Genomic DNA, 24,881 nt, shown 5'->3' with positions numbered 1-24,881 from the left:
CGCGCCCGCGGCGGCGCCGTCAGCCGACCACCGCCGCCCGTACGCAGAGCACGTCCGGCAGGTGCGAGGCCAGTTGCTGCCAGCTGTCGCCGTCGTCGGCGGAGGCGAACACCTCGCCGTTGCGGTTGCCGAAGTACACGCCCGCCGGGTCGGCGTCGTCGGTGCACAGCGCGTCCCGCAGCACCGTGCCGTAGTGGTCCTCGGCCGGCAGCCCATGCGTCAGCGGCTCCCAGTTCAGGCCCGCGTCCGCGGTGCGGAAGACCCGGCAGCGGTGGTCGGCCGGCACCCGGTCGGCGTCGGCGTTGATCGGGAAGACGTACGCCGTGCCGCCCCGGCGCGGGTGGGCGGCCATCGCGAAGCCGAACGTGGACGGCAGCCCCGCGCCGATGTCGGTCCACTGCGCGCCCGCGTCGTCGCTGCGGTACACCCCCCAGTGGTTCTGGAGGTACAGCCGGTCCGGGTCGCCCGCGTCCCGGGCGACCTTGTGCACGCACTGGCCGAACTCCGGGTTCGGATCCGGCAGGAACACCGCCGACACACCGGAGTTGGACGGCGCCCAGCTCTGCCCGCCGTCGGTGCTGCGGAACACCCCGGCCGCCGAGACGGCCACGGTCACCGCGGCGGGATCCCGGGCATCGGTGAGCACCGTGTGCAGGCCCTCACCGCCGCCGCCCGGCACCCACTGCTTGCGGGTGGGGTGCTCCCACAACGGCCGCACCAGGTCGAAGGTCTCGCCGCGGTCCGCCGAGCGGTACAGCGCGGCCGGTTCCGTGCCCGCGTACACCACGTCCGGCTCGGCGGCCGACGGGTGCAGCTGCCAGACGCGCTCCAGGGAGGCGCCGGTGTCCTGCGGGAACCGCACGGCCGGCTGCGCCGGTTCGGTCCAGGTGCGGCCCAGGTCGTCGGAGTGGAACACCGACGGCCCCCAGTGCGCGCTGTCGCCGCCGGCCAGCAGCCGCGGCCGGGCGCCGCGGGTGTCGATCGCGACCGAGTAGATCGCCTGGGCGTTGAAATACGGACTGTCGTCGAACTCCCACTGGCTTCCGCCCCGCCGCCGCCCGATGAACAGGCCTTTTCGGGTGCCCACCGCGAGCAGTACCTCGGTCATGCCGATCACCTCCGGGACGCCGTTGTCCAGGTATGCGTCAGATATCGGCCAGTCTGCACCCCGCCACTGACACTCTCCCGTGCAGCGCGCTCCGTCGCAGGTCAGCGCGGTGCGCCCGGGGTGTCGCCGGGGTGGGGAGGGGGGTGGCCGGGAACAGCCGGTTCCGTTCCCGCATGCGCCTGCGCGAACGGGGTGTCTCGTGCGACCGTCGGGATGGACGGCTCGTCGTGAGCAACGGAGGGATCTCTCCCGTATGGAGGGGTGGTCCGCCGGCAGGTGTGCTCTGGGGAGGATGCCCTTGATGGCGTTGCGTGGTCCGAAGGTGTGGCTGTGGCGCTGGCGGCGTAACCCGCTCAAACGCCGGGCCGATGTGGTGGAGGCGTGGGTACTGCTCGGTGCCTGGCTGCTGACCGTCCTGGCCGGGCTGCTCGGCGGGCTCATGGCGGCCCGCTCGGTGGAGCAGGGGCTGGCCGGGGAACGCGCGAGCCGGCATGCCGTCGTCGCCCGCGTCGTCGGCAGGGTTCCGAAGCCGGCGGCCGAGGGCGGCCGCGCCGGCGCCGGTGACCAGGTCTGGGCGACGATGCGCTGGACCGCGCCGGACGGCTCCGGGCACACCGGCCGGATCCAGGTGGAGGCGGGCACCCGGGACGGCACCACCCTCACCGTCTGGACGGACCCGCGCGGCCGCCTCACCGACCGCCCCACGACCGCCACGGAGGCCGCCCTGCGGGCCGCCCTGGCAGGCGCGTTGGTCGGGGCGAGTGCCGCCGCGGTCCCCTTCGCCGGCGGGCTCCTCCTGCGCGGCCGCCTGGAACGCCGCCGCATGGCGGCCTGGGACACGGAATGGGCCCGCCTCGGCCCCCAGTGGGGCCGCACGGTCTGACCCCGGCCCCCGGCCCCCAGGTGTTCCGCCCGGGCCCGTTCCGGCCCTTCTCCGCGTCCGCCTCCCGGCCTGGCCGGTCCGGGACGCGGTGGCCCCTGTGGCCGATGGGACCGGTGCGATTTCCAGCTTGTCTGGTTGCTGACGCTATGGCCTGGCGTTTGGGTGGGGCTGTCGGCGGGTGCGTGTGGGCGGTGTTGGAGCGTAGGTGGCGTACGGGCGGGAGCGGTCGTACCGGCTGGCCGGGCCGGGCCGATGTGGTGGCTCACGTGGGTTGTGTTCCCGGCCGCCGGCCCCCGGCCGGCCCCCGCCCTCCCGGTTGCCGGGTTTCCGGGCTTCCCAGCCTTTGGGCCTACGGGCTTCCGGGCCCCCGGGGGCTCCCCGGTCTGCGGGCTTCCTCGCTTTCCGGCCTCTCAGCCCGCCCGGGCCGTCAGTGGGCGGAGTCGTCGTCCGGCGGGGGGCTGGAGCGGTGCCACCGTGGGCTCGTGCGGGTGGGCGGGTCGGTGCAGGGGACTGAGACCGGGCGGCGGGGTCCCCCGGCGAGCCCCCTCGCTCGGGAGCTTTACAGCGCGGCCAGTACCTCCCGGCACGCCCGTAGCAGCGCCTCGTCCTCGGGGATGGCCCGGGCGTCGTAGGCGCCGGTCCCCAGGGCCGTGTGGCGGCGGGGGCGGGACAGTTCCGCCGCCACCAGGTCGCGCAGCGGTGCGGCGGCCGGGCCCAGTGCGGTGAGGCAGCGGGCGACCGGGCCGCGGCTGCCCGGGTCCTCCGTCCAGGCGGCCCGCAGCACCGGCAGGACGGGGTCCGGATCCCCGCCGATGCGCCACAGAGCGCACGCGGCCGACACCCGCTCCCGCGGCGGCCCGGACCGGGCTGCCCGGCGCAGCTCCGGCAGGGCGGCGCGAGCGGCCGGCCCGAGTCTGCCCAGCTGCCGGACGGCGAGCCGGCGGCGCGCCGGGTCGCCCTGTGTCAACTCCCGCAGCAGCACGGGGAGTACGGCCTCGGAGTCCCCGTGCGCCGACCACAGCGCGCCCGCCGCCACGGCCGCGTGCCGCGTGGGCAGCAGCGCGCGCAGCGAGGGCACCGCCCACGCGGTCGCGCCCAGCGCCTCCAGCGTCTCGACCACCTGGCCCACGAGCGCGTCGCGCGCCCCCAGCCCGTCGGGGGCGCCCGACAGCAGCCGCAGCACCTGGGCGACCGCCGCCTCGTCGCCGATGGCCGCCACCGCCGAGAGCAGCGGAGCGGCGAGCCGGGCAGCGGTGGGGGAGGACAGGGGGATCCGGCCGAGCCGGTGCCGTACGGCCGGGGCGAGCGGGGCCGCCGCCCGGCCCAGGTGCGCGATCTCGAACCCCAGACCGACCGGCGCCGCCGGCCCGGCCAGGAGCCGGGCCAGAGGCGGAACGGCACGGGGATCGCCGCTGCGGGCCAGCGCCTTCAGCGGGCCGCCCAGCGTCGGCGCGCCGCGCTCCCAGCGGTGCGTCCACAGCTCCGGCCGGGCGGTCACCAGCGCGTGCAGATCGTCCGCGGCGGGCGCGGCCAGCGTGAACAGCTCGGCGAGGACCGAGACCGCCGCGTCCCGTAACCAGTCGTGCTCGCAGCCCAGTTGGGCACCCAGCAGCCGTACCGCCTCCGTGTGGTCACCGCGCCAGCCGCGGACGAGCTGGGCCGACATCCACACGCCGTTGCACCGGTCCACCGGAGCCGGACTCGTCAACTGCCCGGCGAGCAGCGCGATCCGGTCGTCCACCCGGTCACCGAGCGCGGTGTGCAGGGTGCGCAGCAGCTGGTAGCCCTCCTCGTCGGACGGGCGCAGCCGCCGGATGCGCCCCACGAGCGTGTCCGCGTCGCAGCCCTCCGGGGTCCGGGCGCGGTGCGCGGACCGCTCCCGCAGCAGCCCGACCGCCGTCGGCACCCAGCCGGCCGGAAGCCGGGCGGGCGCGCCGAGCGCGAGCTGCCCGAGCGCGGCGAGCCGGAGCCCCGGCGGATACGGCGGCGCGCTCAGCTCGGCCAGCAGGTCCACCGCCGGCCCGGCCTGCCCGGGGAACCGGCGGACGCACAGGCCGAGCGCCTCCGCCAGGGCCGGCAGGACCCGGTCGTCGCGCTCGGCCCGGACCCGCCCCCGTAACAGGCCGACCACGCGCGTGGGTTCGTCCAGGAACCGCACCACGCCCCCGGCGGCCGCCCGGCGCACCACCGGGTCGGGATCACCGGCGAGCAGGGCGAAGACCTCGCCTCCCGCGCACACCGCCTCCCACGCCCGGGTGTCCCCGCCCGCACTCTCCGCCCCGATGCTCACCAGCAGTTCCACGATGCCGCCCCGGTCCGGCACCTCCTCGCGGGCCGCGAGCGAGAGCAGGAAGGGGACGCAGGCGAGCGTCGAGTCGTACACCCTGCCGCGCGGATGCACCGCGCCGTACATCCCGTCGAGCGCGGTCGCCCGCTCGGCGGTGTCCGCGGACTGAAGTGACCGCAGCCATCCGGGCACGTCCTCCGCGCTGCCGTGCGCGTGCCGCAGTGCGGCCCAGTCGACCTCGTCGATCCCCGTGAACACGTTGTCCTCCCCAGGCGAGTGCCACCTGATCGCGAGTGTGCACCACGGCACTGACAACGGTACGGAAGCGGATGCTGACTGTGTGCGATCCGTCGGCGCTCACCGGCCACCGGGCCGGGCCGGGTGCGGCCGCCCCGGCAGGGGGTCAGTTCCGGCCGGGCAGCGCCCGCTCCAGGATCGCCCCGAGATCCGTCCCGGCGGGCAGCGTGCCGAACGAGTGCCCCCAGTCACCGCCCAGCCGGCTCGCGCAGAAGGCGTCCGCGACCGGGTGCGGGGCGTGCCGTACGAGCAGGGACGCCTGGAGGGCGAGCGCCATCCGCTCCACCAGGCGCCGCGCGCCGACCTGGTCGATCTCGGCCAACTGGTCCTTGAGCGCGGTCACGGTCGCGTCGAGCCGGGCGTCCGCCCCGCGCGCGAGGGCGAGTTCGGCGAACAGGGCGTCGGCGGTGTCCTGTTCGCGGCCGAGCGCACGCAGCACGTCCAGCGCGTTGACGTTCCCCGAGCCCTCCCAGATCGACAGCAGCGGGGCCTCCCGATAGTGGCGGGGCATCCCGGAGTCCTCCACGTACCCGTTGCCGCCCAGGCATTCCAGCGCCTCGGCGGTGAACGCCGGGCCCCGCTTGGTGACCCAGTACTTGCCCACGGCCGTCGCGATCCGCCGGAAGGCCCGCTCCCCGGCCTCGCCGCGCACCGCGCGGTCCGCCGCGCCCGCCAGCCGCAGGGTCAGGGTGGTCGCCGCCTCCGACTCCAGCGCGAGATCGGCCAGGACGTTGCGCATCAGCGGCTGGTCGACGAGCCGGGCGCCGAAGGCGCTGCGGTGCCGGGTGTGGTGGCCCGCCTCGACCAGTGCCTTGCGCATCAGGGTCGCCGAGGCCATCACACAGTCGAGCCGGGTGCAGTTGACCATCTCGATGATGGTCTTCACCCCCCGCCCCTCAGGGCCCACCAGCCAGGCCACGGTCCGGTCGAACTCCGGCTCGGAGGAGGCGTTGGAGCGGTTGCCGAGCTTGTCCTTCAGCCGCTGGATGCGGAAGGTGTTGCGGCTGCCGTCCGGCAGCACCCGCGGCACCAGGAAGCACGACAGCCCGCCCGGGGCCTGCGCCAGCACCAGGAACACGTCGCACATCGGCGCCGACGTGAACCACTTGTGCCCGCGCAGCGTGTACACGCCGGGCTCGGCGGTCGGGGTGGCCACGGTGGTGTTGGTGCGGACGTCCGAACCGCCCTGCTTCTCGGTCATGCCCATTCCGGCCAGCAGGCCGGGCTTCTCGGCGGGTACCCGCAGCTCCGGGTCGTACTCCCGGCTGGTGAGCAGCGGCTCGTACACCTTGGCGAGATCCGGCTGGGCGCGCAGCGCGGGCACGGCGGCGTAGGTCATCGACGTCGGGCAGCCGTGCCCCGCCTCGGTGTGCCCCCACACCAGTCCGCCCGCCGTACGCGCCACATGGGCGCCGGGCCGGCTGTCGGCCCAGGGAGCGCCGGCGAGGCCCTCCGCGACCGCCGTGCGCATCAGGTGGTGCCAGCTGGGGTGGAAGTCCACCTCGTCCACCCGGTGGCCGTACCGGTCGTGGGTGCGCAGCACCGGCTCGTACCGGTTCGCCAGCTCACCCCACTCCTGTGCCTGTGCGCTGCCGGCGCGGACGCCGAGCCGTCGGAGGTCCTCCTCGGCCCACCCGGCGCCCTCGCGGCGCAGGCCCTCCAGCAGGGCCGGGTCGGCGGAGGCGTCGTAAGGGGCCAGCGGGGGCGCCTGGTTGGTGACGTCGTGCGTGCTGCCGTACGGCGACGGTGACGGTGCGCTTGTCGAGACCATGCCGCCATGTTGCACTCTTCATACGGCCGTAGCAATGATGCAACAAGGGAAGCTTCGTACAGTTCAGTACGTGTCCATGCGCATGAACGTGTCAGCCGAAGCGGCCCCGGCCGGCCTGCGGCCACTGTCCGCCCGGTCGGTCGTGCTGAGTCTGCTGCTCGGCGCGCACCCGCCCGAGCTGCCGGTGAAGGACCTGGTCAGGCTGGTCGAGCCGTTCGGAGTCGGCGGTTCCACCCTTCGTGCCGCGCTGAGCCGGATGGTGGCCGCCGGGGATCTGCGGCGCACGGACGCCGTCTACGCGCTCAGCGACCGCCTGCTGGCCCGCCAGCGGCGCCAGGACGACGCCGTACATCCCCGCACGCGCGCGTGGGACGGCGACTGGGAGATGGTCGTCGTCACGGCGACCGGCCGAGGCCCCGCCGAACGCGCCGACCTGCGCACCCGGCTGACCGCTCTGCGCCTGGCCGAACTCCGGGAGGGGGTCTGGCTGCGCCCCGCGAACCTCGACCGCGTCCTGCCGGACGCACTGCGCGGCGTGGCCGTGACCGGCACCGCCCGCCCCGACGAACCGCCGCACGCGCTCGCCGCCCGGCTGTGGCCGCTGGACGCGTGGGCGGACACCGCGCGGTCCCTGCTCGCCCACGCCACCCGGGCCGCCCACCCCGCCGACCGCCTCACCGCCTACGCCGCGGCCGTACGCCACCTGCTCACCGACCCGGTCCTGCCCACCCGGCTGCTGCCCGCCGACTGGCCGGGGGACGCACTGCGCACGGCGTACGCCGCCTTCCAGCGGGAGCTGGCGGAACGCGCGACCGATCCGTCCTCCTGACACCGCCGGTGCGAAGGTGGTCGGGCGGAGCGGGCAGACGTCCGCATTCCCCTGGCGGCGAGCCGCCCGGCCTCACCCGAGCGGGGCAGGCCCGGCGGCCGGCGGGGCGGCCTCCAGATGAGCTGCGATGCGCCTGATCGTGCGGGCGTTGTCCTCGAACAGATGCGCCTGCATGCCGAGAGCCCGGGCGGCCTCGATGTTCGGGGCGTAATCGTCGATGAACAGGCAGCTCTCCGGCCGCACGCCCAGAGCGGCGCATATGGCCTCGAACGCGCGCGGGTCCGGCTTCTCGACACCGATCTCGTGTGAGTACACGATCTGTTCGACCAACTCGTCGAAGCGGTACAGAGCCGTCTCGCGCTCCCGGGCTCCGACGAAGCTGTTGCTGAGGATGCCGAGTCCGCAGGTTCCCCGAAGCCCTCGCACATGGGCTATGAGTTCCTCGTTGGGCGTTCCCAGGTATTCCGCCCAGAGGTCGGCCATGAAGGCTTCGACCTGGAGCGTGTCGAGCCCCAGGCGCGCTGCCACCTGTTCGTGGACCTCGCGCTCACTGACGCGCCCGACACTCCCGGCCTGCCACACGTCGCGCATCCGTTCATGCACCGTGCCCGGCGGCAGCTCCAGCCGCTCTTCCCATCGCGGCACGCACCCCGTTTCCGGAGTGATCTCCAGTACGCCTCCGATATCGAGAATGACGCAAGGTGTCGTCACTCGAACTCCCCCTCTTCTTCCGATATGTACCGACCCTTGTCGGCCCGTCAACTTGGCGCTGCCTGCGTGAATTTGACCAGTACCTGCCGCTCCGAGGATCATCGTCTCGCAACGGTGGGCCGAGGGGGAGGAGCGGTATGGACGGAACGAATATCGGGGGAACCGGGGGGCCCGCGGGCTGGGCCGCCACGGGAGCGGTGGGTCCCAACGCGGCCTACCGCAACCAGACCATGACGTACGGCGACGTCGAGATGGGCTTCGACGAGTCCGTGACGTTCAAGACCGTCTTCCAGCTCTGGTTGCAGGCGTTCCTCGTCTCGGGTGTCGTGTGGTTCTTCTTCGGCCTGCTGCCGGCGCTCAACTGGGCCTCCGACCCGTTCGAGACACCGCCGAGCCTGGAGACCGGAACCATCCTGGCGATCATCGCCTTCTGGGTCGTCCTGCTGGCCGCACGGATCACCGAGCCGATCTCGGAGTGGAAGACGCTCCTGGAGGACAAGCACGAGGCGTCGCCCTCCGCGTACGCGGCGATCTACGGCGCGCTGGCCCGGCGGCGGATCCCCGTCTCGGCGGTGCCCGCCCGCATCCGCAGCGACATCATGCCGGAGGTCGTCAACAACCGGCTGGTCGTCACCAGCGGCCGGTACGTGGCGTACGTGACCGTCTTCGGGTACGGCACGAGCCTGTACGTCGGCTGGACGATGTGGCGCAGCCGCTCCGGCGTGGTGATCATCGGACACTTCCTCAAGGACCTGATCGGCGGCATGCTCGGCCGCACCGGAAACGTCAACCAGATGCTGCGCACCGAGAAGCCGAGGGCGATGCGGGAAGCGGTGCACTCCGCGGCCCGGGAGGGCGTGGAAGCGGCCATCCAGGGCATCGAGGTGCCGATCGCCTCGACGTTCGGGCAGGAACTGCCGATCCAGGCGGCCATGGCCCCGCCGGCCGCGCCGCCCGCCCCGCCGCAGGGTCCCGCGGCCGCGCCCTCGCAGCCCGGCCCGCAGATGCCTCCGGCCGGACCTCACGGCTACACCCCGCCGCCGGCCCCGCCGCAGCCGCGTCCGGGGGACGGTCACTGAAACCACTGTGAGTCACCAGGGGCGTCCCTCACCAGGGACGCCCCTTCTGCATCTTGTCAGAGGCGCTCACTTGTAGGTGATGTCCGACGACGCGTACGTGCAGTACGCCCCGTCCGGGCCCGACCCGTTGGTGGTCGGTTCCGCGCCGGTGTTGTTGCCGATGTACTTCTGGCACGGGACGATCTTCCGGCTCGCGTCCCCGACGATGGTGATGTTCCTCAGGGTGGCGCGGTCGCCGTAGTTGGTGTTGATGCCGACCAGCGCGCCGCCCTTGTAGGTCGCCTCGATGGTGTTGAGGTTGATCGTGCGCTTGTACTGCGTCGTGCAGTTGCCGCACGACCGGACCAGCTTGCCGAAGTTCTTGACGGCGAAGTTCGACACGTTGAGCGTGCCGGCGCCGTTGAACTGGAAGACCTTGTCGCCGGCCTCCTTCGCGCCGCCGCCGGTGACGGTGTACACGTTGGACGACGAGGAGCCCCGGAAGGTCGCGGCGTCCTCGCCGACGTCCTCCCACCAGACGTTCTGGAGCGTGCAGCTGCCCTCGCAGTGGATGCCGTCCGCGGCGGGCGCGCCGATGATGACGTTCTTCAGCACGGCACCGGGAGCCAGGTCCAGGATCGGGTCCTGGTCCTCGCTCTGGCCGCTGGTTCCGAGGTCTCCGCTGCCGTAGAGGCGCTTCATCCCGTAGTCCTTGGTGCCGGAGACCGGGATGGTCTTGGTGACCGCCTGGCTGCCGTTGGCGGTGGGCCAGGTGGCCGCGCCCGCCGGTGAGCCGCTGGTCATGATCATGCCAACTGTGAGGCCGAGGGCGGCTACGCCTCCCAGCAGGGCGCGTCCCGTACGCACGGGTGGAAGTGCTCGTGAGGTCATGTCCCGAATGCCTTCCTGTCGAGTGGGGGATCGGTCGTGTGCGTCAATCACTCATGTGAATCATGCACGTGATATGGAACGCAGTTCAGGGCGGCTCGGCGGCGCGGGGGCCCAGGAGGGCGGCTGTTGGTCACGCTTATGAACGGACGGTAGGGGGCAAGCGCTTTCTGGTCAACGTTTCGGGCAGAACTGCTTCCAGCCACGGAGAAGTGCGTGGGAGCGCTTCCATGACGTTCATGTCCATGCCACCATGCCTGTTGCTCCCGGCCGGGCCGCTGCTCGCCGCGCCCGCCTGCACCACACGTTGACGCCCTGTCCGACTCCAGGAAGGTTCCCGTGAAGCCGACCGGCAGAGCCTCGCTCGCCTCCGTCCTCAGCACCTGTGTCCTCGCCCTGGCCCTCGTCGTGACCTCCTCGGCGCTCACCGCGCTGTTCGGCGGTCGGCACCACCCGGCGACGGCGCCGGGCGCGCCGGAGGCGGGCAGGCACTGGGTGAACACCTGGACCGCCATGCCCCAGCTCACCGAACCCGGCAACCTGCCGCCCGCGCCGTTCACCGGCGAGAAGTCGGTCCTCGTGGACACCACCCTGCGGGAGACCGTGCGGGTCACCACCGGCGGCCCGCGCATCCGGCTGCGGTTCTCCAACGCCTACGGCGACACCCCGCTGCCGCTCACCGCCGTGACCGTGGCCCTCCCGCAGGGCGGCAAGGCCGGCAGCAGCGCGGTCGAGCCCGGCAGTGTGCGGGCCGTCACCTTCGCCGGGCGGGCCGCCACGACCGTCCCGGTCGGCGCCCAGGTGGTCTCCGACGACCTCGACTTCGCCCTGCGCCCCGGTTCAGAGCTGACCGTGACGGCGTACACCGCGCGCGGTCAGGCGTCGCTCGCGCTGACCTCGCACCCCGGCTCGCGCACCACCTCGTACCTCGTGCACGGCGACCACACCCAGGACCAGGACCTGCCGGACGCCACCGCCGTCGACCACTGGTATCTGCTGAGCGACGTCGAGGTGCTGTCACCCGCCCGCACCCGGGCGGTCGCCGTCGTGGGCGACTCGCTCAGCGACGGCCGCGGCTCCACGACCAACGGCAACGACCGCTGGCCGGACCAGTTCTTCGACCGGCTCCAGCGCCGCACCGCCACCTCCGGCATCGCCGTCCTCAACCAGGCGGCCGGCGGCAACCGCGTCCTCAACGACGGACTCGGCCCCAACGTCCTGGCCCGCCTCGACCGTGACGTCCTCTCCCGCAGCGGCGTCTCCTGGCTGATCCTCTTCGAGGGCGTCAACGACATCGGCACCGCCGCGGCCACCCCCGAGGCCCAGAAGACCCTCACCGACGATCTCATCGCCGGGTACCGGCAGATCGTCGTCCGCGCCCACGCCCAGGGCATCCGGGTCTACGGCGCCACGCTCACGCCGTTCGGCGGGAACGGCCTGTACGACGACGGGGCGGGCGTGCGGGAGGCCGCGCGGCAGCGCGTGAACGCGTGGATCCGTACGCCCGGCCACTTCGACGCGGTGATCGACTTCGACCGTGCGGTACGGGACCCCTCGGCACCGGACCGGCTGCTGCCCGCCCTCCAGTCCGGCGACGGGCTGCATCTCAACCCCGCGGGGTACCGGGTGCTGGCCGACACCGTCCCCGAGGAGCTGTTCACCAGGGGTTCCTGAGGCCACGCCCCGGGCCGGTGAGGCGTTGCCGGCCCGGGGCCGGCGCGGCCCGGCGTGGCGCGGGCGGGGGTGCTGCGGTTACCTGGGGAAAGGGAGGATGACCAGCGCGGTCGCGGGCACTCGGGGGGGCACGGAAGTGGATCTCACCCGAGGAGAGTCATGGCTGAGCAGAAGTCGTCGTCGGTCCTCACGGCGCCCCTGCGCGGCGCCGCCTCGGTACTGCGCAGGGTGCCCGGCGCAGGGACGGTGAGCAGGGCCGCGGAGGAAACCCTGGACAAGGTCGGCGCGGTCTCGCCCCGCGGCCGGCGCATGGCCGTGTACGCCGGTGCCGGGCTGCTCGGCGCGGCAGGCGTGGTGGAGTGGCCGGTGGCCCTTACCGGCGCGGCGGTCGCCTGGCTCACCCAGCCCCGCCCCGCCCATCCGACGGAGGGCGAAGCGGGCCCCGGACCCGCCCCCGACCGGGCCGCGGGCACCGGATCCGGCTCCTTCGGGATGACCGCCGAGGAGCCCGGCTCGGCGAGCCCTGCGAGCCCGCCGGGCAGAGGGGACTCTGAATCCACGAGCCGCGGTGATCCGTCCATGGCCGGAGGCGATCCGGCGGCGGCCGAGCCGCCGGGGCCCGTGGCGGTCGGCGACCGCCGGGTGGAGGAGGGCCGCGCGGAGCCCGCCGGCGGCGAGGCCGCGGCCGAACCGCCGCACGACCTCGGCACCGCCGCACTCAGGTCGGGTACGGCCGAGGCTCCCCCTGGCGGCGGGTCCGCCCCCTCGGCCGGTTCCGACCGGTCCGCCGACGAAGCACACCCCCGGGGCGTCACCGGTCCGCTCGGGCCGACGGCGCGGCCGGGGCGTACGACTCTCTGAGGAGGCTGCCGTGCTCGGTCTGCTGACGGCCCCCGCCCGCCTGCTGCCCGCGGCGCCGCGACTGCTCGCCCGGGCGGCGGCGCCCGCCATCGGCGCGGCCGCCGGCGTGGCGGCAGGAACGGCCCGCGCCGGAGTGCGCGGCGCGGACACCGCCGTACGCGTGGCGCGGGTCGCCCGCAACGCGCGCCCCGGCGCCGGAGAACACTGGCGCGCCGGCGCCCGCGCCCATCTCGCCCTGCGCCCGGTGGAACACGACCGCGTGCGCGCCGCCGGCGGCACCGCACACCTGGCCCGCCGGGTGGCCGAGACGCTGGCCGAACACCCGGACGTGCTGGTCTCCTACTGGGACGAGGGACTGGCACGTCTCGTGGTGACGGCGACCGGCGAAGAAGCCGCCGACCGGGCCGTGGCGCACGCCGCCGAGCTGGCCGAGCGGCACGGACTCGTGCTGGCCGGCGGGGACGTGGAGGAGACCACGCATCCGGCCGACCCGGCCGGGGTGCGCGCCGCGGTGGCCACCCTCGCCGCCGACGGGGTCGGCATCGCCGTCGCCGTCACGGCGTACACGCTGCGGCTGCCGCCCTCGCCCCGGATGGTGACCGCGGTCGTCACGCTGCTGCGGGAGAACCCGCGCTTTCGCTCCTGGCTCGGCGCCCGGCTCGGGGACTCCGCGATGGACCTCGCCCTGGCCTGCGCGAACGCCGCCGTGCACGGCGCCGGCCAGACCCCGACCTCCCTGGTGCTCGACGGCGCCCTGCGCGCCTGCCAGGTCGCCGAGACGGTCGCCCGCGCCGCCGCCTTCGACACGGTGCACGACCGGCTGTGCGCACCCGACCGGCTCAGCCTTCCCGCCCCGGCCACGCCCCGCCCGCCGTTGCGCGAGTCCCCGGCCCAGGAGTACGCCGCCCACGCGTCCGCCGGGAGCGTGCTGGGCGCGGCGGCCACCCTGCTGGTCAAACACAACGGCGCCGAGGCCGCCGAGGCGGTGCTGGCCGGCTCGCCCAAGGCCGCCCGCTACGGCCCCGCCGCCTTCCACGCCGTACTCAGCGGGGCGCTCGCCCGCACCGGCGTGCTCGTGCGGTCCCCGGAGCGGCTGCGCCAGCTGGAGCTGGCCGGCACGGTCGTCCTGCACGCCGGCGCGCTGCGCACCGACGACGGCGAGGCGGACCCGTGGACCGAACCCGTGCTGGACGCGGCCCGCCGGGCCGGACTGCGCGTCGTGGTCGTGGACGATCCCGCGCTGGAGGACTTCACCGGCCTGGCCGACCAGGTCGTCGACGCCCGTCGCCCGTTGGACGACGTGGTCTACGAGGCGCGCGGCGAGTCGGGTGCCGTGCTGACGGTCGCCCGGGTGCGCGGCGCCGACGAGCACGACGTGCTGGCCGCCCTGAGCGGCAGCGACATCGCCCTCGCCCTCACGGACCGCGACGGCGCGGTCGTCTGGGGCGCCGACCTGCTCGCCCTGCACGGTCTGCCCGACGTGTGGCGGGTGCTGACCGCGATCCCCGCCGCCCGCGCGGTCGGCCGGCGGTCGCAGACCCTGGCCCGCTCCGGCGCCGCCCTGTCGGGCCTGCTCGTGGCGGTCGGCGAGTCCGGGCGCGGGCGGGGCCGCTGGGCCGCGCTGCCGGGGCTGCGGCATGCCCCCGTGGACCTCGGCGCCGCCTCCGCCCTGCTGTCCGGCACCCGGGCCGCGCTCGGCGTGGCGGCGGCCCGCGCCCCGCATCCGCGTCCGCGCGTCCACTGGCACGAACTGGACCCCGAGGAGGCCCAGGACCGGCTCGCGCACGAGCCCGTTGCCGAGGCAACCCCCTGGGAGGAGCTGACCGGCCGGGTCCGTGCGGTGGCCGCCGGAATCTCCCGGCATCCGGCCGCGGCGCCCGCGCGCTGGTCCTACCGGCTGGGCGCGGCCGTACGCGGCGAGCTCCACGACCCGCTCACCCCGGTGCTGGCCGTCGGCTCGGCCGCGTCGGCGATCCTCGGCTCCGTCGTGGACGCCCTGCTCGTCGTCGGCGCCCTCGATCTGAACGCGCTGGTCGGCGGCTTCCAGCGGATGCGCGCCGAGCGGGCGCTGTCCGGGCTGGTCGCGGAGCAGAAGCGCAAGGCCCGGGTCGTACCGCCGTCGGCCGAGGCACCCGCGGGCGGCACCCGCACGGTCGAGGCGGGCCGGCTGGAACCCGGGGACATGATCTACCTCAAGGGCGACGACGTGGTGCCCGCCGACGCCCGCCTGCTGTGGCAGGACGGCCTGGAGGTCGACGAGTCCGCGCTGACCGGCGAGTCGCTGCCGGTGGAGAAGCAGACGGATCCCACCCCGCACGCCCCCGTAGCCGACCGGCGCTGCATGGTCTTCGAGGGCACCACCGTGGTGGCGGGCCAGGCCCGGGCCGTCGTGGTCGACACCGGGGACCGCACCGAGGCCGCGCGCGCCGTCCATCTCGCCTCGCGTACGCCTCCGGCCGGCGGGGTGCAGGCCAGGTTGCAGGAACTCACGCGGCAGGCACTGCCGTTGACGCTGGCGGGCGGGGCCGCGGTGACCGGTCTGGCACTGTTGCGCGGCACCCCGATCCGGGAGGCGGTCAGCGGGGGAGTGGCGGTGGCGGTGGCCGCCGTACCCGAGGGCCTGCCCCTGGTGGCGACGGTCGCCCAGCTCGCGGCGGCCCGCCGGCTGAGCCGCGACGGCGTCCTCGTCCGCACCCCGCGCACGCTGGAGGCGCTGGGCCGCATGGACACCGTCTGCTTCGACAAGACCGGCACACTCACCGAGAACCGGCTGCGCCTGGTCCGCACCGCCGACGCGGAGGGCACCGTCCACCGCGCGGACGACGCCGGGTCGGCGGCCACGATCCGCGCCGCGGCCCGCGCCTGCCCCCAGGTCGACAGCGGCGCCGACCGGCCGGTGCACGCCACCGACGAGGCCGTGCTGGCCGCGGCGGGCCCGGACCCCGACTGGACCCAGCTCGCGGACCTGCCGTTCGAGGCGGCGCGCGGATACGCGGCCGCTGTCGGACGCGCCGGGGACGGGCCGGCGGTGCTCGTCGTCAAGGGTGCCCCGGAGACCGTGCTGCCCGCCTGCGCCGGTCTGCCCGCGCACGCCTCGGAGGCGGCCCATGCCCTGGCGGGCGGCGGCCTGCGGGTGCTGGCGGTGGCCGAACGGCGGCTCGGTGCGGGCGAGCAGGAGGACGACGTACTCGAAGAGCCGCTGCGGGACCTGGAGTTCACCGGGCTGCTGGCGCTGTCCGACGTACCGCGCGAGACGTCCACGGCGCTGGTGGAGGGCCTGACCGAGGCAGGCGTACGACCGGTCATGCTCACCGGTGACCATCCGCAGACCGCGCGGGCCATCGCCGCCGAACTGGGCTGGCCCGAGGACACCGTCGTGGTCACCGGGGACGAGCTGGCGGCGGCGGACCGGGCGGCCAGGGCCCGGATGCTCCGCGACGCGGGCGTGGTGGCGCGGGTGGCGCCCGAGCAGAAGCTCCAGGTCGTGGAGGCGCTGCGGGACGCGGGCCGGGTCGTCGGCATGGTCGGTGACGGCGCCAACGACGCCGCGGCCATCCGTGCCGCGGACATCGGGGTCGGCATCAACGCGCGCGGTTCGGCCGCCGCGCGCAACGCCGCCGACATCGTCCTCACCGACGACGATCTGACCGTCCTGATCGACGCGGTCGGCGAGGGCCGGGCCCTCTGGCACAGCGTCGCCGACGCCATCGCCATCCTGATCGGCGGCAACGGCGGCGAGGTCGGCTTCGGCATCCTCGGCACGCTGCTGTCCGGCCGGTCCCCGCTGTCCACCCGGCAGATGCTCATGGTGAACCTCTTCACCGACCTCTTCCCGTCGATGGCGGTCGCGGTGACCGAGAAGGACGACGAGCCCGGCGCGCTCCGGCGCACCGGATCGCCGGAGGACGCCTCCGCCGTCCTCGGTGACCCCCTGCTGCGGCAGATCCGGCACCGGGCGCTCACCACCTGTCTGGGTGCGGTGACGGCCTGGCTGATCGGCCGGTTCACGCCGGGCACCGCACGCCGCTCCAGCACGATGGCGCTGTGCGGGGTGGTCGGCACCCAGCTGGTGCAGACCTGGCTGGACCGGCCCGACAGCCGGCTGGTGCAGCTCACCTGCCTGGGCTCGGCCGCGGCGCTGGTCGCGGCGGTACAGATCCCGGGCGTGAGCCACGCCGTCGGCTGCACCCCGCTCGGCCCGGTCGCCTGGACCGGGGTGGTCGCGGCCATCGCCCTGGCCCTGGCGAGTCACCGCTCCCTGCCCCGCCTGGAGCAGACGATCACCCGCCTGCTCCCCAGCTGACGCCCATCTGCTGCCCGCCTGCCGACCGGCCCCGGCTTCGGCCGGTCGGCAGGCGGGCAGCTCCAGGCCCGGCGAACCTCAGACCGACCGCAGATACTGGTCCGGCACCCGCACCTGTGCGCCCAGTTCGCGGGCTGCGCGGCGGGCCCAGGAGGGGTCGCGGAGCAGCTCGCGGCCGAGGAGCACCACGTCGGCCTCGCCGTTGGCCAGGATCTTCTCGGCCTGTTCCGCCTCGGTGATCAGACCGACCGCGCCGACCGGCAGCGGGGTCTCGGCCTTCACCCGGGCGGCGAACGGCACCTGGTAGCCCGGGCCGGTGGGGATCTCGACGCGTGCGACATTGCCGCCGCTGGAGACGTCCAGCAGGTCGACGCCGTGGGCGTGCAGGTCACGGGCGAAGCGCACCGTGTCCTCGATGGTCCAGCCGCCGTCCTGGAGCCAGTCGGTGGCCGAGATGCGGAAGAGGACCGGCTTGTCCTCGGGCCACACCTCCCGTACGGCGTCGACGACGCCGAGGGCGAAGCGGGTGCGGTTCTCGTGCGAGCCGCCGTAGGCGTCCGTGCGCCGGTTGGAGTACGGCGAGAGGAACTCGCTGATCAGATAGCCGTGGGCGCCGTGGATCTCGACGACCTCGAAACCGGCGGCGAGTGCCCGGCGGGCCGCGGCCGCGAACTGGCCGGTGATCTCCTGGATCTGATCGACCGTCAGCTCGGCCGGCACCGGGTGGCCCTCGGCGAAGGGCACCGCGCTCGGGGCGACCGGCTGCCAGCCGTGCGCCTCCGGGCCGACCGGAGCGCCGCCCTTCCAGGGCCGCTCCGTGGACGCCTTGCGCCCCGCGTGCGCGAGCTGGATGGCCGGGACGGCGCCCTGGCCGGCGAGGAAGCGGGTGATCCGGCGGAACGCCTCCAGCTGGGTGTCGTTCCACAGGCCCAGGTCGTAGGGGGAGATCCGGCCCTCCGGCGACACGGCGGTGGCCTCGACGATGATCAGGCCGGTGCCGCCGGCGGCCCGCGCCGCGTAGTGCGCGAAGTGCCAGTCCGTCGGCGCGCCGGTGAGCGGGCCCTCGGGAGCGGCCGAGTACTGGCACATCGGGGGCATCCACACCCGGTTGGGGATGGTGGTCTCTCGCAGGGTGATGGGCTCGAAGAGCGCGCTCACGACGACTCCATTCGTCACGGGACCGCTGGGATCACTCATACGATAGTGCTCGTACTACGAGAGATGTCAAACTACGACCGCTCTCGTACAATGGTCGCAACCGAAGAGCCCTCCCGTGACGAAAGGCAGTCGCCGTGCCCGACACCGCCACCATCGGCCGCGAGCTGCCGCACCCGGCGTGCGACGAGATCCGGCTGGACGCGGTGCTGCACGCGCTCGCCGACCCGGTGCGGCTGCGGATCGTACGCGAACTGGCCGTGTGCGAGACCGAGTTGGCCTGCTCGTACTTCGACCTGCCGGTGACCAAGTCCACCTGCACGCACCACTTCCGGGTGCTGCGCGAGAGCGGGGTCATACGGCAGGTCTACCGGGGCACGGCCAAGATGAACGGCCTGCGCCGGGACGATCTAGACGGCCTCTTCCCTGGCCTGCTGGACAGCCTGCTCGCCGCCGCCGGCCGAGAGGCCTCCCGGCTCGGTGAGGATCTCTGAACCACCGCGCGCCGGAAGGTGGTTGAAGAGCAGGTTGAGTACGATCGCCGACAGGCAGCCCGCGCTGATGCCGCTGTTCATCACCGTCTGGAACCAGTCCGGGAACCGCGCGTAGACCGTCGGCACGCCCACCGGCAGCAGCCCGATCGCCACCGACACGGCCACCACCGTCAGATTGTGGTTGCCCGCGAAGTCGACCCGGGCCAGGGTCCGCAGCCCGCTCGCCGCGACCGTCCCGAACATCACCAGACCGGCCCCGCCGAGCACCGGCGCCGGGATCGCCGCGACCACCGCGCCCAGCTTGGGCAGCAGCCCGAGCAGCACCAGGATCCCGCCGGCCGCCGCGACCACCCAGCGGCTGCGCACCCGGGTCATGCCGACGAGGCCCACGTTCTGCGCGTACGCCGTGTACGGAAAGGTGTTGAACACCCCGCCGAGCACCGTCGACAGACCGTCCGCACGCAGCCCGTCGGCGAGTGAGTGCGGCTCGACCGGGCGCTCGGTCAGCTCGCCGACGGCGATCAGGTCACCGGTCGTCTCGGTCATGGACACCAGTGCGACCACCAGCATGGACACGATCGCGGACACCCTGAAGCGCGGCACCCCGAAGTGGAACGGCGTGCTGACCCCGACCCAGTCCGCGTCCCCGACCCCGCTGAAGTCGGTGAACCCGAACGGCACCGCGACCGCGAGACCCACCGCGATGCCGATCAGGACGGCGACCCGGGCGAGCGAGGGGGGCGCGAACCGCTGCACGGCCAGCACCACCAGCAGCACGAAGGCGGCCAGCGCCAGGTTCTTCGGCGCCCCGAAGTCCTGGGAGCCCGCCCCGCCCGCCGCCCAGTTGCCCGCGACGGGCAGCAGCGAGGCCCCGATGACGAGGATCACCGTACCGGTCACCAGCGGTGGGAAGAAGCGCAGCAGCCGGCCGAAGACCGGCGCGAGCAGCATGATCGCGAGCCCGGCCACGATCACCGCGCCGTAGATCGCGGGCAGTCCGCCGCCCGTCGTCCCGATGAGCACCATCGGGGACACCGCGGCGAACGTGCAGCCCTGCATGACCGGCAGCCGTACCCCGAACCGCCAGCACCCCACGCACTGGATCAGCGTGGCGATGCCGCACACCAGAAGATCGGCGGTGATCAGGTACGCCAGGTCGGCGGGCGACAGCTTCATCGCACCGCCCACGATCAGCGGGACGGCGACGGCGCCCGCATACATCGCGAGCACATGCTGGAGCCCGAAGGCGGCGAGCCGGCGTACCGGGGGTATGTGGTCGACGGGGTGCACGTCTGCGGTCGTGGCCATGGGGTCTCCATCAGCGGTGGGCGGGGAGTGGCATCCGGACAGGACGAGACCGTAGAGGCCATGAACAGTTTGTTGATTTCGGCGCTGTTGCCGGTCTGTGTCATGCCCATCGACGGCTGGCGGGCGGTTCCGCTCCCGTCACGCCGGCCGGGCCGCCGCCAGGAGCGTGTCCCAGTCGGCCAGCTTGACCACGCCCCGCCCCAGCCGGGCCCCCAGCTCCGCCTCGGCCCGCTCGATCGCCAGCCAGCCGCTCCACGGCACCGGGTCGAACCCGGCCGCCCGCAGCGCCGCCACGGGATCCGCCGGCACCGCCGCGCGGGCGAGGGCGTCCGCGTCCGCGAGCAGCGAGGCCGCCGTCTCCTTGGCGCAGGGCCGGTTGGTGCCGATGACACCGGTCGGGCCGCGCTTGATCCACCCGGCGACGTACTCGCCGGGCACGGGCACGCCGCCGCGCACGACCCGCCCGCCCACATGCGGCACGGTGCCGCGCTCCGGGTCGAACGGCAGCCCCTCCAGCGGCAGCCCGCGATAGCCCACCGAGCGCAGCACCAGCTGTGCGGGCAGCTCCTCGTACCGGCCGGTGCCGGTGACCCCGCCGTGCCCGTCCGGCGCGGTCCGTTCGAACCGTACGGCCCCCACCCGGCCGTCCTGCGCGAGCAGGGCCACGGGCCGCAGGAAGAACCGCACGCCGATCCGCCGGGCGGCCGGCGCGGGCGGCCGGTCCGCCCAGCCGCGCAGCACCTCCAGATTGCGCCGCTGCACGGCGGGCAGCGCGGCCGGATCGACCGGCTCCCGCATCAACTCGTCCCGGTCCACGTGCATCTGGCAGTCCGCCAGCCCGCCCAGCTCGCGCAGCTCCTTGGTGGTGAAGCGGGCCTGGGCCGGACCGCGCCGGCCCACCATGTGCACCTCCGTGACGGCGCTCGCCGCCAGCGCGTCCAGGGCCGCCTGCGGCATGTCCGTCGGCCGCAGCTCCGCCGCGGCACGCACCAGCATCCGGGCGACGTCCACCGCCACGTTGCCGACGCCGATCACCACCGCGGAACGCACCCCGCGCAGGAAATCGGTGGCCCCGGCGTCCGGATGCGCGCTGTACCAGGACACGAACTCGGTCGCCGACCAGCTGCCCGGCAGCTCCTCGCCGGGAATGCCGAGCCGTCGGTCGCCGGCGGCGCCCACGCAGTACACCACCGCGTGGTACAGCCGCCGTAGCAACGCCACCGGGACCCCGCCGGGCCCGCCCACCCGGAGTCCGCCGAGGAAGCGCACCCGGTCATGCTCCAGCACCGTGCGCAGACTGCCCTGGAGGGACTTGATCTTCTCGTGGTCCGGGGCGACGCCGTAGCGGACCAGGCCGTACGGGCACGGCAGCCGGTCCAGCACGTCCACGTGGACCCCTGGATCTTCCTGCACCAGGCTCTGGGCGGTGTAACACCCGCTCGGCCCGGAACCGACGACGGCGACACGCAGCACAGCGGTACTCCCTGCCCGAGGGGATGGTGTCCGGACGGTTCCAGCATGGCACCGGCGGGCCCGCGGGGGGCAGAGGCCGGCGGGGTGATCCGAAAGCGTGTCTTCGTATGGAATGCCAGGGAATCTGATCATGCGGTTACGTTGCCCGTGTGCTGGAAGCATCCCCTGGCCGTGGTGCACGAGGGCCGGGTCTCCATCGAGGACGTCAGGGCCCGGCCCGCGCTGTGCACGAGGGCGCGCGGGGCGCGCGGCCGTCCTGGCCGCGCGGGATCGAGGGGCGCTGGCCGGTGGCGCAGGAGTACCGCGCCGCGCAGGACGAGGGCGTCGCCCCTGTGCTCGCCGTGATGCACGCGACGGGGCACAGCCGCCGGCGTTCCCTCCGGCTGATCCCCCAGGCGCGGGACGCGGGTTACCTGACTCCACGTCACGCGCGCTGCTGGAGAGGGGATTTCAGGGCCGGGATTCCGGCTGCTCCTCCGTGGCGAAGAACCGGGACAGATCCCGCTCCCGGCCGTCCGCGCCCCGCTCGCTCTCCGGCGGCGCCCCCGACTCCCAGTCCAGACCGTACCGTTGGAACAGCTCGGCGCGCAGGGCCGGGACGGGCATCGGCACGCCCGGCACCAGCGCCGAGTACACCGCACCCATCAACAGGGCCCGCAGCAGCGGGTAGTCCACCACCACCTCCGCAGAGCCGTACCGGGCGACGGTGTCACTGAGCAGTTCGGCCAGCCGCTGCTGCTCCGGACACTGCACGAACCCCTCCGCCTGGAGCAGCCCCGCCATGTGCTGGCGCATCAGCACCGGGCGGTCGCGGGCCAGGCCCAGGATCGCGTCGATGGCCCGGGCCAGCCGCTCCCGCCCGTCCTCCGTGCGCGGCTCCCGCTCCAGAGCCTCCTCCAGCGTGCGATGCATCAGCCGGTGCACCGCGGACTGCACCAACTGGCGCTTGCCGGGGAAGTAGTACGACACCAGACCACGCGCAGAACCGGCCCGGTCCGCGATGTCGCCGAGCGTCGTGGCCTCGAACCCGCGCTCGTCGACCAGCTCCACGGCGGCCTGCAACAGCCGCTCCCGGGAACGCCGCCGCAACTCTTCATTGACCGAGGCGCTGCGCGGGGACATCCTGTAACTCCTGCGTTGACTGGCTGCCAGCCAACTATACTCAACGCACCAGGCACCGCCATGGGCGAGGCCTGTCGAAAGCTGCCGTCCGTCTGGGACGACACGGGGGATCGTCTCAGACGGACGGCGCACACCCTGGCAGGACCGGAAAATACGCGAACACGCCGCCATGCTCCGCCAATTGCCGACTCGTCAGCCGACCAGGTCCAGCACCGGGAGCAGGGCGTCGGGCCGGTGGGAGACCGGCAGATGGTCCACGAAGTGCACACGGCAGCCGAGCGCGGTCGCACCGCCGTCCGCCGGCCTGTTGTCGCCGACCATCAGCACCTGCCGCGGATCGGCGTCAAGCGCCGCACAGGCGGCGGAGAACAGCCGCGGATCCGGCTTCTGCACCCCGTACTCGTACGACAGCACATAGGCGTTCACATACGGGTCGAGCCCGTGCTCGCGGAAGACCGGCCGCAGATCCCAGGCGATGTTGCTGACGACCCCGACGCCGATGCCCCGCTCGCGCAGCGTCCGCAGCACCTTCCCGGCGTCCGGGTACGGCGTCCACGCCGAGGGCGACATATGCCGCTCGTACAGCGCGTCGTGCAGGGCGGGATCGGGCAGCGGAACCAGGCGGGACAGGCCCGTGTAGGCGGCCCGGTGCGCCTCCGCGCTCTCGTCCCGCACCGCCCAGACACCGGCCAGCTCGGCCGGCAGCCGCACCGGCTCGGCACCGCCCGGCAGCGCACCGGCCGCTTCCAACGCCTCTGCGGCCGCCGCCAGTTCGGGCTCGCTCAGGGTGACACCCGTGTCGTCGAGCGCGGCACGCAGCCAGGATTCGGTGGACTCGACGCGGAACAGCGTCCCGGAGAAGTCGAAGAGTACGGCGGTCATGGTCCGGACTCTATCCGGATGGCCCGGCGGCAGTTCCGTCCGGTCCGCCCACGGCCACTCCCACATCATCACGGCCGACGTCACCGGCAGCGCGCCGAACATGCCCGTGTGGCGGGTGGCCTTCCGCGGTCAGCCCAGTGCACGCAGCCCCGGGACCAGCGCCACCACGACCGGGACCGCCGGTACCAGCGCGGCGACCGCCGTCAGCCGTAGCCGGTGCAGTACCGGGAGCCGCTCCGGGGGAGCCAGCAGCCGGTGGACGCGGTGGGGGACGTGGGCCTGCGGGGTCGGCACCGGGCCGAACACGCCCCGCTCCTCGTTGAGTTCGACCAGGGCGAGGGCGGTGGTCAGCCGGCCGAAGCGGCGTGAGGCCGTGTCGTCGGCGGCCAGCTCGACCAGCCGGTGCATCTCGTCGCGGAACGCCGCGAACACCGGCACCTGCGGAAAGCCGCCCGCCAGCGCGGCCGAGCAGTGCAGCAGCCAGTCGTGCCGGGCCTGTGCGTGCCCCTGCTCATGGGCGAGCAGAGCGTCCAGTTGACGCCCCTTCAGGCGACGCAGCGCGGCCGTGGTGACGACCAGCCGGGGCGCTGCGCCGGGCAGCCACCAGGCGTCCGGGCGCTCACCCTCCAGCACCAGCAGCCGGCCGCCCGCCGCTTCCTCGCCCGGCAACAGCGGTGCCATGAAACGCAGTTCGGCCCGCCTGGCCTGCGACCGCGCCCGGGCCCGTACGACCTCGCGGACCAGCATCGCAAGGCTCCACAACCCGCCGCAGGCGAGCAGCAGGGCGGTGGCCGCGGCCCAGGTGCCGGCCGTACCGAGGGCGTACGCGTCCACCACCGCGGGCGGAGCCGTGGCGAACAGATGCCCGCGCACCGCCTGCCAGGCCGCCGCCGCGCTCAGCGTCATCGACAGCGCGCAGCACAACAGCACGGCCGCCACGACGCACTGCCACACCCAGAGGGCGACGACGGGCTCACGGTCCGGCCAGTCGGCCCGGGCGAGCAGCCGCGGGGCGACGACGGCGGTGAGGGCGCCGAGCAGCAGCAGGGTCACGGGGACCATCATGGGCAGCACCCTACGAGCGGGCGGCCGCCCGGCGGTACGGTCCCCGGCCGCGAAGTGACGCAGGCAACGACGGCACGTCCGGCCGGGAACTCACAGCGCGAGCAGCATCGCGACCATGCCGATCCCCATCGACAGCCGGCACGCCCGCGCCAGCTCCGGGCGGTCGCCCCAGCGCCGGTCCGCCGTCCCGCCGGCGGAGGCCGCGGCCGGTACCAGGCGGGCGCCGGAGCACAGGACGTACGCCGTGAAGTAGACCAGGAGCGCACCGGTGACCAGCGGCACCCCGGCCCCGCCGTGCACATGGTGGGCGGCGGGCGGCTGCGCGGCCATCGCCGCCGCCATGTAGACCATCGCCGCCGCCCCGACCAGATGGTGCAGATGGTGCGGGCTGCTGCGCGCGGTCCACAGCGCGTGCAGTGCCGCCGCGCCGAACACGGCCGCGTACGCCGGCCACGCCCAGCCCGGGGGAGTGAACACCGCGGCCGGTATCGCCATCGCGGCCATCCCGAAGCCCATCAGCGCCTCGCCGCCCGCGGCCCGGCGCTGCTCCTCGACGCTGCTGCGCATCCGCAGCAGACAGTACGCCCCGGTCGCCGCGCACAGGGCGACCAGCAGCCAGGCGGCCGGAACCGGTCCGTGCACGCGCACCTCCCCGCTCGACGCTGGACGGTCGGTCGAGGGATGCCATGCCCGGGCGGCGCAGAGCGCACCC

Annotated in this window: 19 protein-coding genes and 1 pseudogene; 8 read left to right on the top strand and 12 right to left on the bottom strand. The window is 74.3% G+C overall.

Features of this window, described 5'->3' with window-relative positions:
• Positions 1–19: 19 nt before the first annotated feature.
• Entirely contained in the window at positions 20–1,108 is a 1,089-nt protein-coding gene (locus ACZ5CZ_RS31710) for a WD40/YVTN/BNR-like repeat-containing protein (protein WP_468947780.1), read from the bottom strand.
• A gap of 301 nt (positions 1,109–1,409) precedes the next feature.
• Between ACZ5CZ_RS31710 and ACZ5CZ_RS31705 the strand changes: the two genes are divergently transcribed.
• The gene (locus tag ACZ5CZ_RS31705) at positions 1,410–1,991 is read left to right on the top strand and encodes an Rv1733c family protein (RefSeq protein WP_468947779.1); all 582 of its coding nucleotides are present in this window, start codon (positions 1,410–1,412) and stop codon (positions 1,989–1,991) included.
• Positions 1,992–2,550: 559 nt separating this feature from the next.
• Here ACZ5CZ_RS31705 and ACZ5CZ_RS31700 read toward each other — a convergent pair.
• Positions 2,551–4,536 (bottom strand): HEAT repeat domain-containing protein, encoded by a 1,986-nt coding sequence (locus ACZ5CZ_RS31700; protein WP_468947778.1) that lies wholly within the window; start codon positions 4,534–4,536, stop codon positions 2,551–2,553.
• Between the two features lie 145 nt (positions 4,537–4,681).
• Positions 4,682–6,346 (bottom strand): DNA alkylation response protein, encoded by a 1,665-nt coding sequence (locus ACZ5CZ_RS31695; RefSeq protein ID WP_468947776.1) that lies wholly within the window; start codon positions 6,344–6,346, stop codon positions 4,682–4,684.
• A 76-nt stretch (positions 6,347–6,422) separates the two neighbouring features.
• On the opposite strand from ACZ5CZ_RS31695, the gene ACZ5CZ_RS31690 reads away from it, so the two are divergent.
• Positions 6,423–7,175, top strand: a complete 753-nt coding sequence (locus tag ACZ5CZ_RS31690) for a PaaX family transcriptional regulator C-terminal domain-containing protein (protein ID WP_468947851.1) — start codon at positions 6,423–6,425, stop codon at positions 7,173–7,175.
• 72 nt (positions 7,176–7,247) lie between these two features.
• On the opposite strand, the gene ACZ5CZ_RS31685 is transcribed toward ACZ5CZ_RS31690, so the two are convergent.
• Positions 7,248–7,886, bottom strand: coding sequence for an HAD family hydrolase (locus tag ACZ5CZ_RS31685; protein ID WP_468947775.1), 639 nt, complete (start codon positions 7,884–7,886; stop codon positions 7,248–7,250).
• A gap of 137 nt (positions 7,887–8,023) precedes the next feature.
• Between ACZ5CZ_RS31685 and ACZ5CZ_RS31680 the strand changes: the two genes are divergently transcribed.
• Positions 8,024–8,965 carry a hypothetical protein gene (locus tag ACZ5CZ_RS31680; RefSeq protein ID WP_385842359.1) on the top strand — a complete coding sequence of 314 codons (942 nt, stop codon included), beginning with the start codon at positions 8,024–8,026 and terminating at the stop codon, positions 8,963–8,965.
• A 66-nt stretch (positions 8,966–9,031) separates the two neighbouring features.
• Here the strand turns inward: ACZ5CZ_RS31680 and ACZ5CZ_RS31675 are convergent, their stop codons facing one another.
• Complete coding sequence (locus ACZ5CZ_RS31675) at positions 9,032–9,835, bottom strand: pectate lyase (RefSeq protein ID WP_468947773.1); 804 nt, start codon at positions 9,833–9,835, stop codon at positions 9,032–9,034.
• 336 nt (positions 9,836–10,171) lie between these two features.
• Here ACZ5CZ_RS31675 and ACZ5CZ_RS31670 point away from each other — a divergent pair, with 336 nt between their 5' ends.
• The 3 genes from ACZ5CZ_RS31670 (at position 10,172) to ACZ5CZ_RS31660 (ending at position 16,670) form a co-directional block, all read left to right on the top strand.
• The gene (locus tag ACZ5CZ_RS31670) at positions 10,172–11,506 is read left to right on the top strand and encodes an SGNH/GDSL hydrolase family protein (RefSeq protein ID WP_385842361.1); all 1,335 of its coding nucleotides are present in this window, start codon (positions 10,172–10,174) and stop codon (positions 11,504–11,506) included.
• Positions 11,507–11,665: 159 nt separating this feature from the next.
• Complete coding sequence (locus tag ACZ5CZ_RS31665) at positions 11,666–12,367, top strand: hypothetical protein (RefSeq protein ID WP_468947772.1); 702 nt, start codon at positions 11,666–11,668, stop codon at positions 12,365–12,367.
• 10 nt (positions 12,368–12,377) lie between these two features.
• Entirely contained in the window at positions 12,378–16,670 is a 4,293-nt protein-coding gene (locus ACZ5CZ_RS31660; protein ID WP_468947771.1) for an HAD-IC family P-type ATPase, read from the top strand.
• 78 nt (positions 16,671–16,748) lie between these two features.
• Here ACZ5CZ_RS31660 and ACZ5CZ_RS31655 read toward each other — a convergent pair whose 3' ends face one another.
• Positions 16,749–17,828: an NADH:flavin oxidoreductase/NADH oxidase gene (locus ACZ5CZ_RS31655; protein ID WP_468947769.1), complete on the bottom strand. Its 1,080-nt coding sequence runs from the start codon at positions 17,826–17,828 to the stop codon at positions 16,749–16,751.
• 134 nt (positions 17,829–17,962) lie between these two features.
• Here ACZ5CZ_RS31655 and ACZ5CZ_RS31650 point away from each other — a divergent pair, with 134 nt between their 5' ends.
• Complete coding sequence (locus tag ACZ5CZ_RS31650; protein ID WP_385842365.1) at positions 17,963–18,319, top strand: ArsR/SmtB family transcription factor; 357 nt, start codon at positions 17,963–17,965, stop codon at positions 18,317–18,319.
• Here ACZ5CZ_RS31650 and ACZ5CZ_RS31645 read toward each other — a convergent pair.
• Together ACZ5CZ_RS31645 and ACZ5CZ_RS31640 are read right to left on the bottom strand one after the other, a co-directional pair.
• A complete protein-coding gene (locus ACZ5CZ_RS31645; RefSeq protein ID WP_468947767.1) occupies positions 18,236–19,627 on the bottom strand; it encodes a nucleobase:cation symporter-2 family protein in 1,392 nt (463 codons plus the stop codon). The genes ACZ5CZ_RS31650 and ACZ5CZ_RS31645 overlap by 84 nt on opposite strands.
• A gap of 138 nt (positions 19,628–19,765) precedes the next feature.
• Positions 19,766–21,100: an FAD-dependent oxidoreductase gene (locus ACZ5CZ_RS31640; RefSeq protein ID WP_468947765.1), complete on the bottom strand. Its 1,335-nt coding sequence runs from the start codon at positions 21,098–21,100 to the stop codon at positions 19,766–19,768.
• A 233-nt stretch (positions 21,101–21,333) separates the two neighbouring features.
• On the opposite strand from ACZ5CZ_RS31640, the pseudogene ACZ5CZ_RS31635 reads away from it, so the two are divergent.
• Positions 21,334–21,534 (top strand): annotated as a pseudogene (locus ACZ5CZ_RS31635) (DUF6214 family protein); the annotation flags it as partial.
• A 16-nt stretch (positions 21,535–21,550) separates the two neighbouring features.
• Here ACZ5CZ_RS31635 and ACZ5CZ_RS31630 read toward each other — a convergent pair.
• The 4 genes from ACZ5CZ_RS31630 to ACZ5CZ_RS31615 all read right to left on the bottom strand — a co-directional run bounded on the left by ACZ5CZ_RS31630 (position 21,551) and on the right by ACZ5CZ_RS31615 (position 24,811).
• Positions 21,551–22,222: a TetR/AcrR family transcriptional regulator gene (locus tag ACZ5CZ_RS31630; RefSeq protein ID WP_385842368.1), complete on the bottom strand. Its 672-nt coding sequence runs from the start codon at positions 22,220–22,222 to the stop codon at positions 21,551–21,553.
• Positions 22,223–22,414: 192 nt separating this feature from the next.
• Positions 22,415–23,104, bottom strand: coding sequence for an HAD family hydrolase (locus ACZ5CZ_RS31625; RefSeq protein ID WP_468947763.1), 690 nt, complete (start codon positions 23,102–23,104; stop codon positions 22,415–22,417).
• A 129-nt stretch (positions 23,105–23,233) separates the two neighbouring features.
• A complete protein-coding gene (locus ACZ5CZ_RS31620; RefSeq protein ID WP_468947761.1) occupies positions 23,234–24,169 on the bottom strand; it encodes a M56 family metallopeptidase in 936 nt (311 codons plus the stop codon).
• 90 nt (positions 24,170–24,259) lie between these two features.
• Complete coding sequence (locus ACZ5CZ_RS31615) at positions 24,260–24,811, bottom strand: DUF5134 domain-containing protein (protein ID WP_468947760.1); 552 nt, start codon at positions 24,809–24,811, stop codon at positions 24,260–24,262.
• Between the last annotated feature and the right edge of the window lie 70 nt (positions 24,812–24,881).

It is taken from the genome of Streptomyces sp. NPDC031418, from assembly GCF_055581605.1.
Note: the sequence above shows the minus strand (reverse complement) of the source record. Positions and strands in the feature narration are given on the sequence as shown.

Excerpts from the sequence above, each read along its gene's own strand:
- ACZ5CZ_RS31675 (WP_468947773.1), bottom strand. The coding sequence starts at position 9,835 with ATGACCTCACGAGCACTTCCACCCGTGCGTACGGGACGCGCCCTGCTG.
- ACZ5CZ_RS31645 (WP_468947767.1), bottom strand. The coding sequence starts at position 19,627 with ATGGCCACGACCGCAGACGTGCACCCCGTCGACCACATACCCCCGGTA.
- ACZ5CZ_RS31705 (WP_468947779.1), top strand. The coding sequence starts at position 1,410 with ATGGCGTTGCGTGGTCCGAAGGTGTGGCTGTGGCGCTGGCGGCGTAAC.
- ACZ5CZ_RS31695 (WP_468947776.1), bottom strand. The coding sequence starts at position 6,346 with ATGGTCTCGACAAGCGCACCGTCACCGTCGCCGTACGGCAGCACGCAC.
- ACZ5CZ_RS31625 (WP_468947763.1), bottom strand. The coding sequence starts at position 23,104 with ATGACCGCCGTACTCTTCGACTTCTCCGGGACGCTGTTCCGCGTCGAG.
- ACZ5CZ_RS31680 (WP_385842359.1), top strand. The coding sequence starts at position 8,024 with ATGGACGGAACGAATATCGGGGGAACCGGGGGGCCCGCGGGCTGGGCC.
- ACZ5CZ_RS31630 (WP_385842368.1), bottom strand. The coding sequence starts at position 22,222 with ATGTCCCCGCGCAGCGCCTCGGTCAATGAAGAGTTGCGGCGGCGTTCC.
- ACZ5CZ_RS31620 (WP_468947761.1), bottom strand. The coding sequence starts at position 24,169 with ATGATGGTCCCCGTGACCCTGCTGCTGCTCGGCGCCCTCACCGCCGTC.
- ACZ5CZ_RS31665 (WP_468947772.1), top strand. The coding sequence starts at position 11,666 with ATGGCTGAGCAGAAGTCGTCGTCGGTCCTCACGGCGCCCCTGCGCGGC.
- ACZ5CZ_RS31710 (WP_468947780.1), bottom strand. The coding sequence starts at position 1,108 with ATGACCGAGGTACTGCTCGCGGTGGGCACCCGAAAAGGCCTGTTCATC.
- ACZ5CZ_RS31690 (WP_468947851.1), top strand. The coding sequence starts at position 6,423 with ATGCGCATGAACGTGTCAGCCGAAGCGGCCCCGGCCGGCCTGCGGCCA.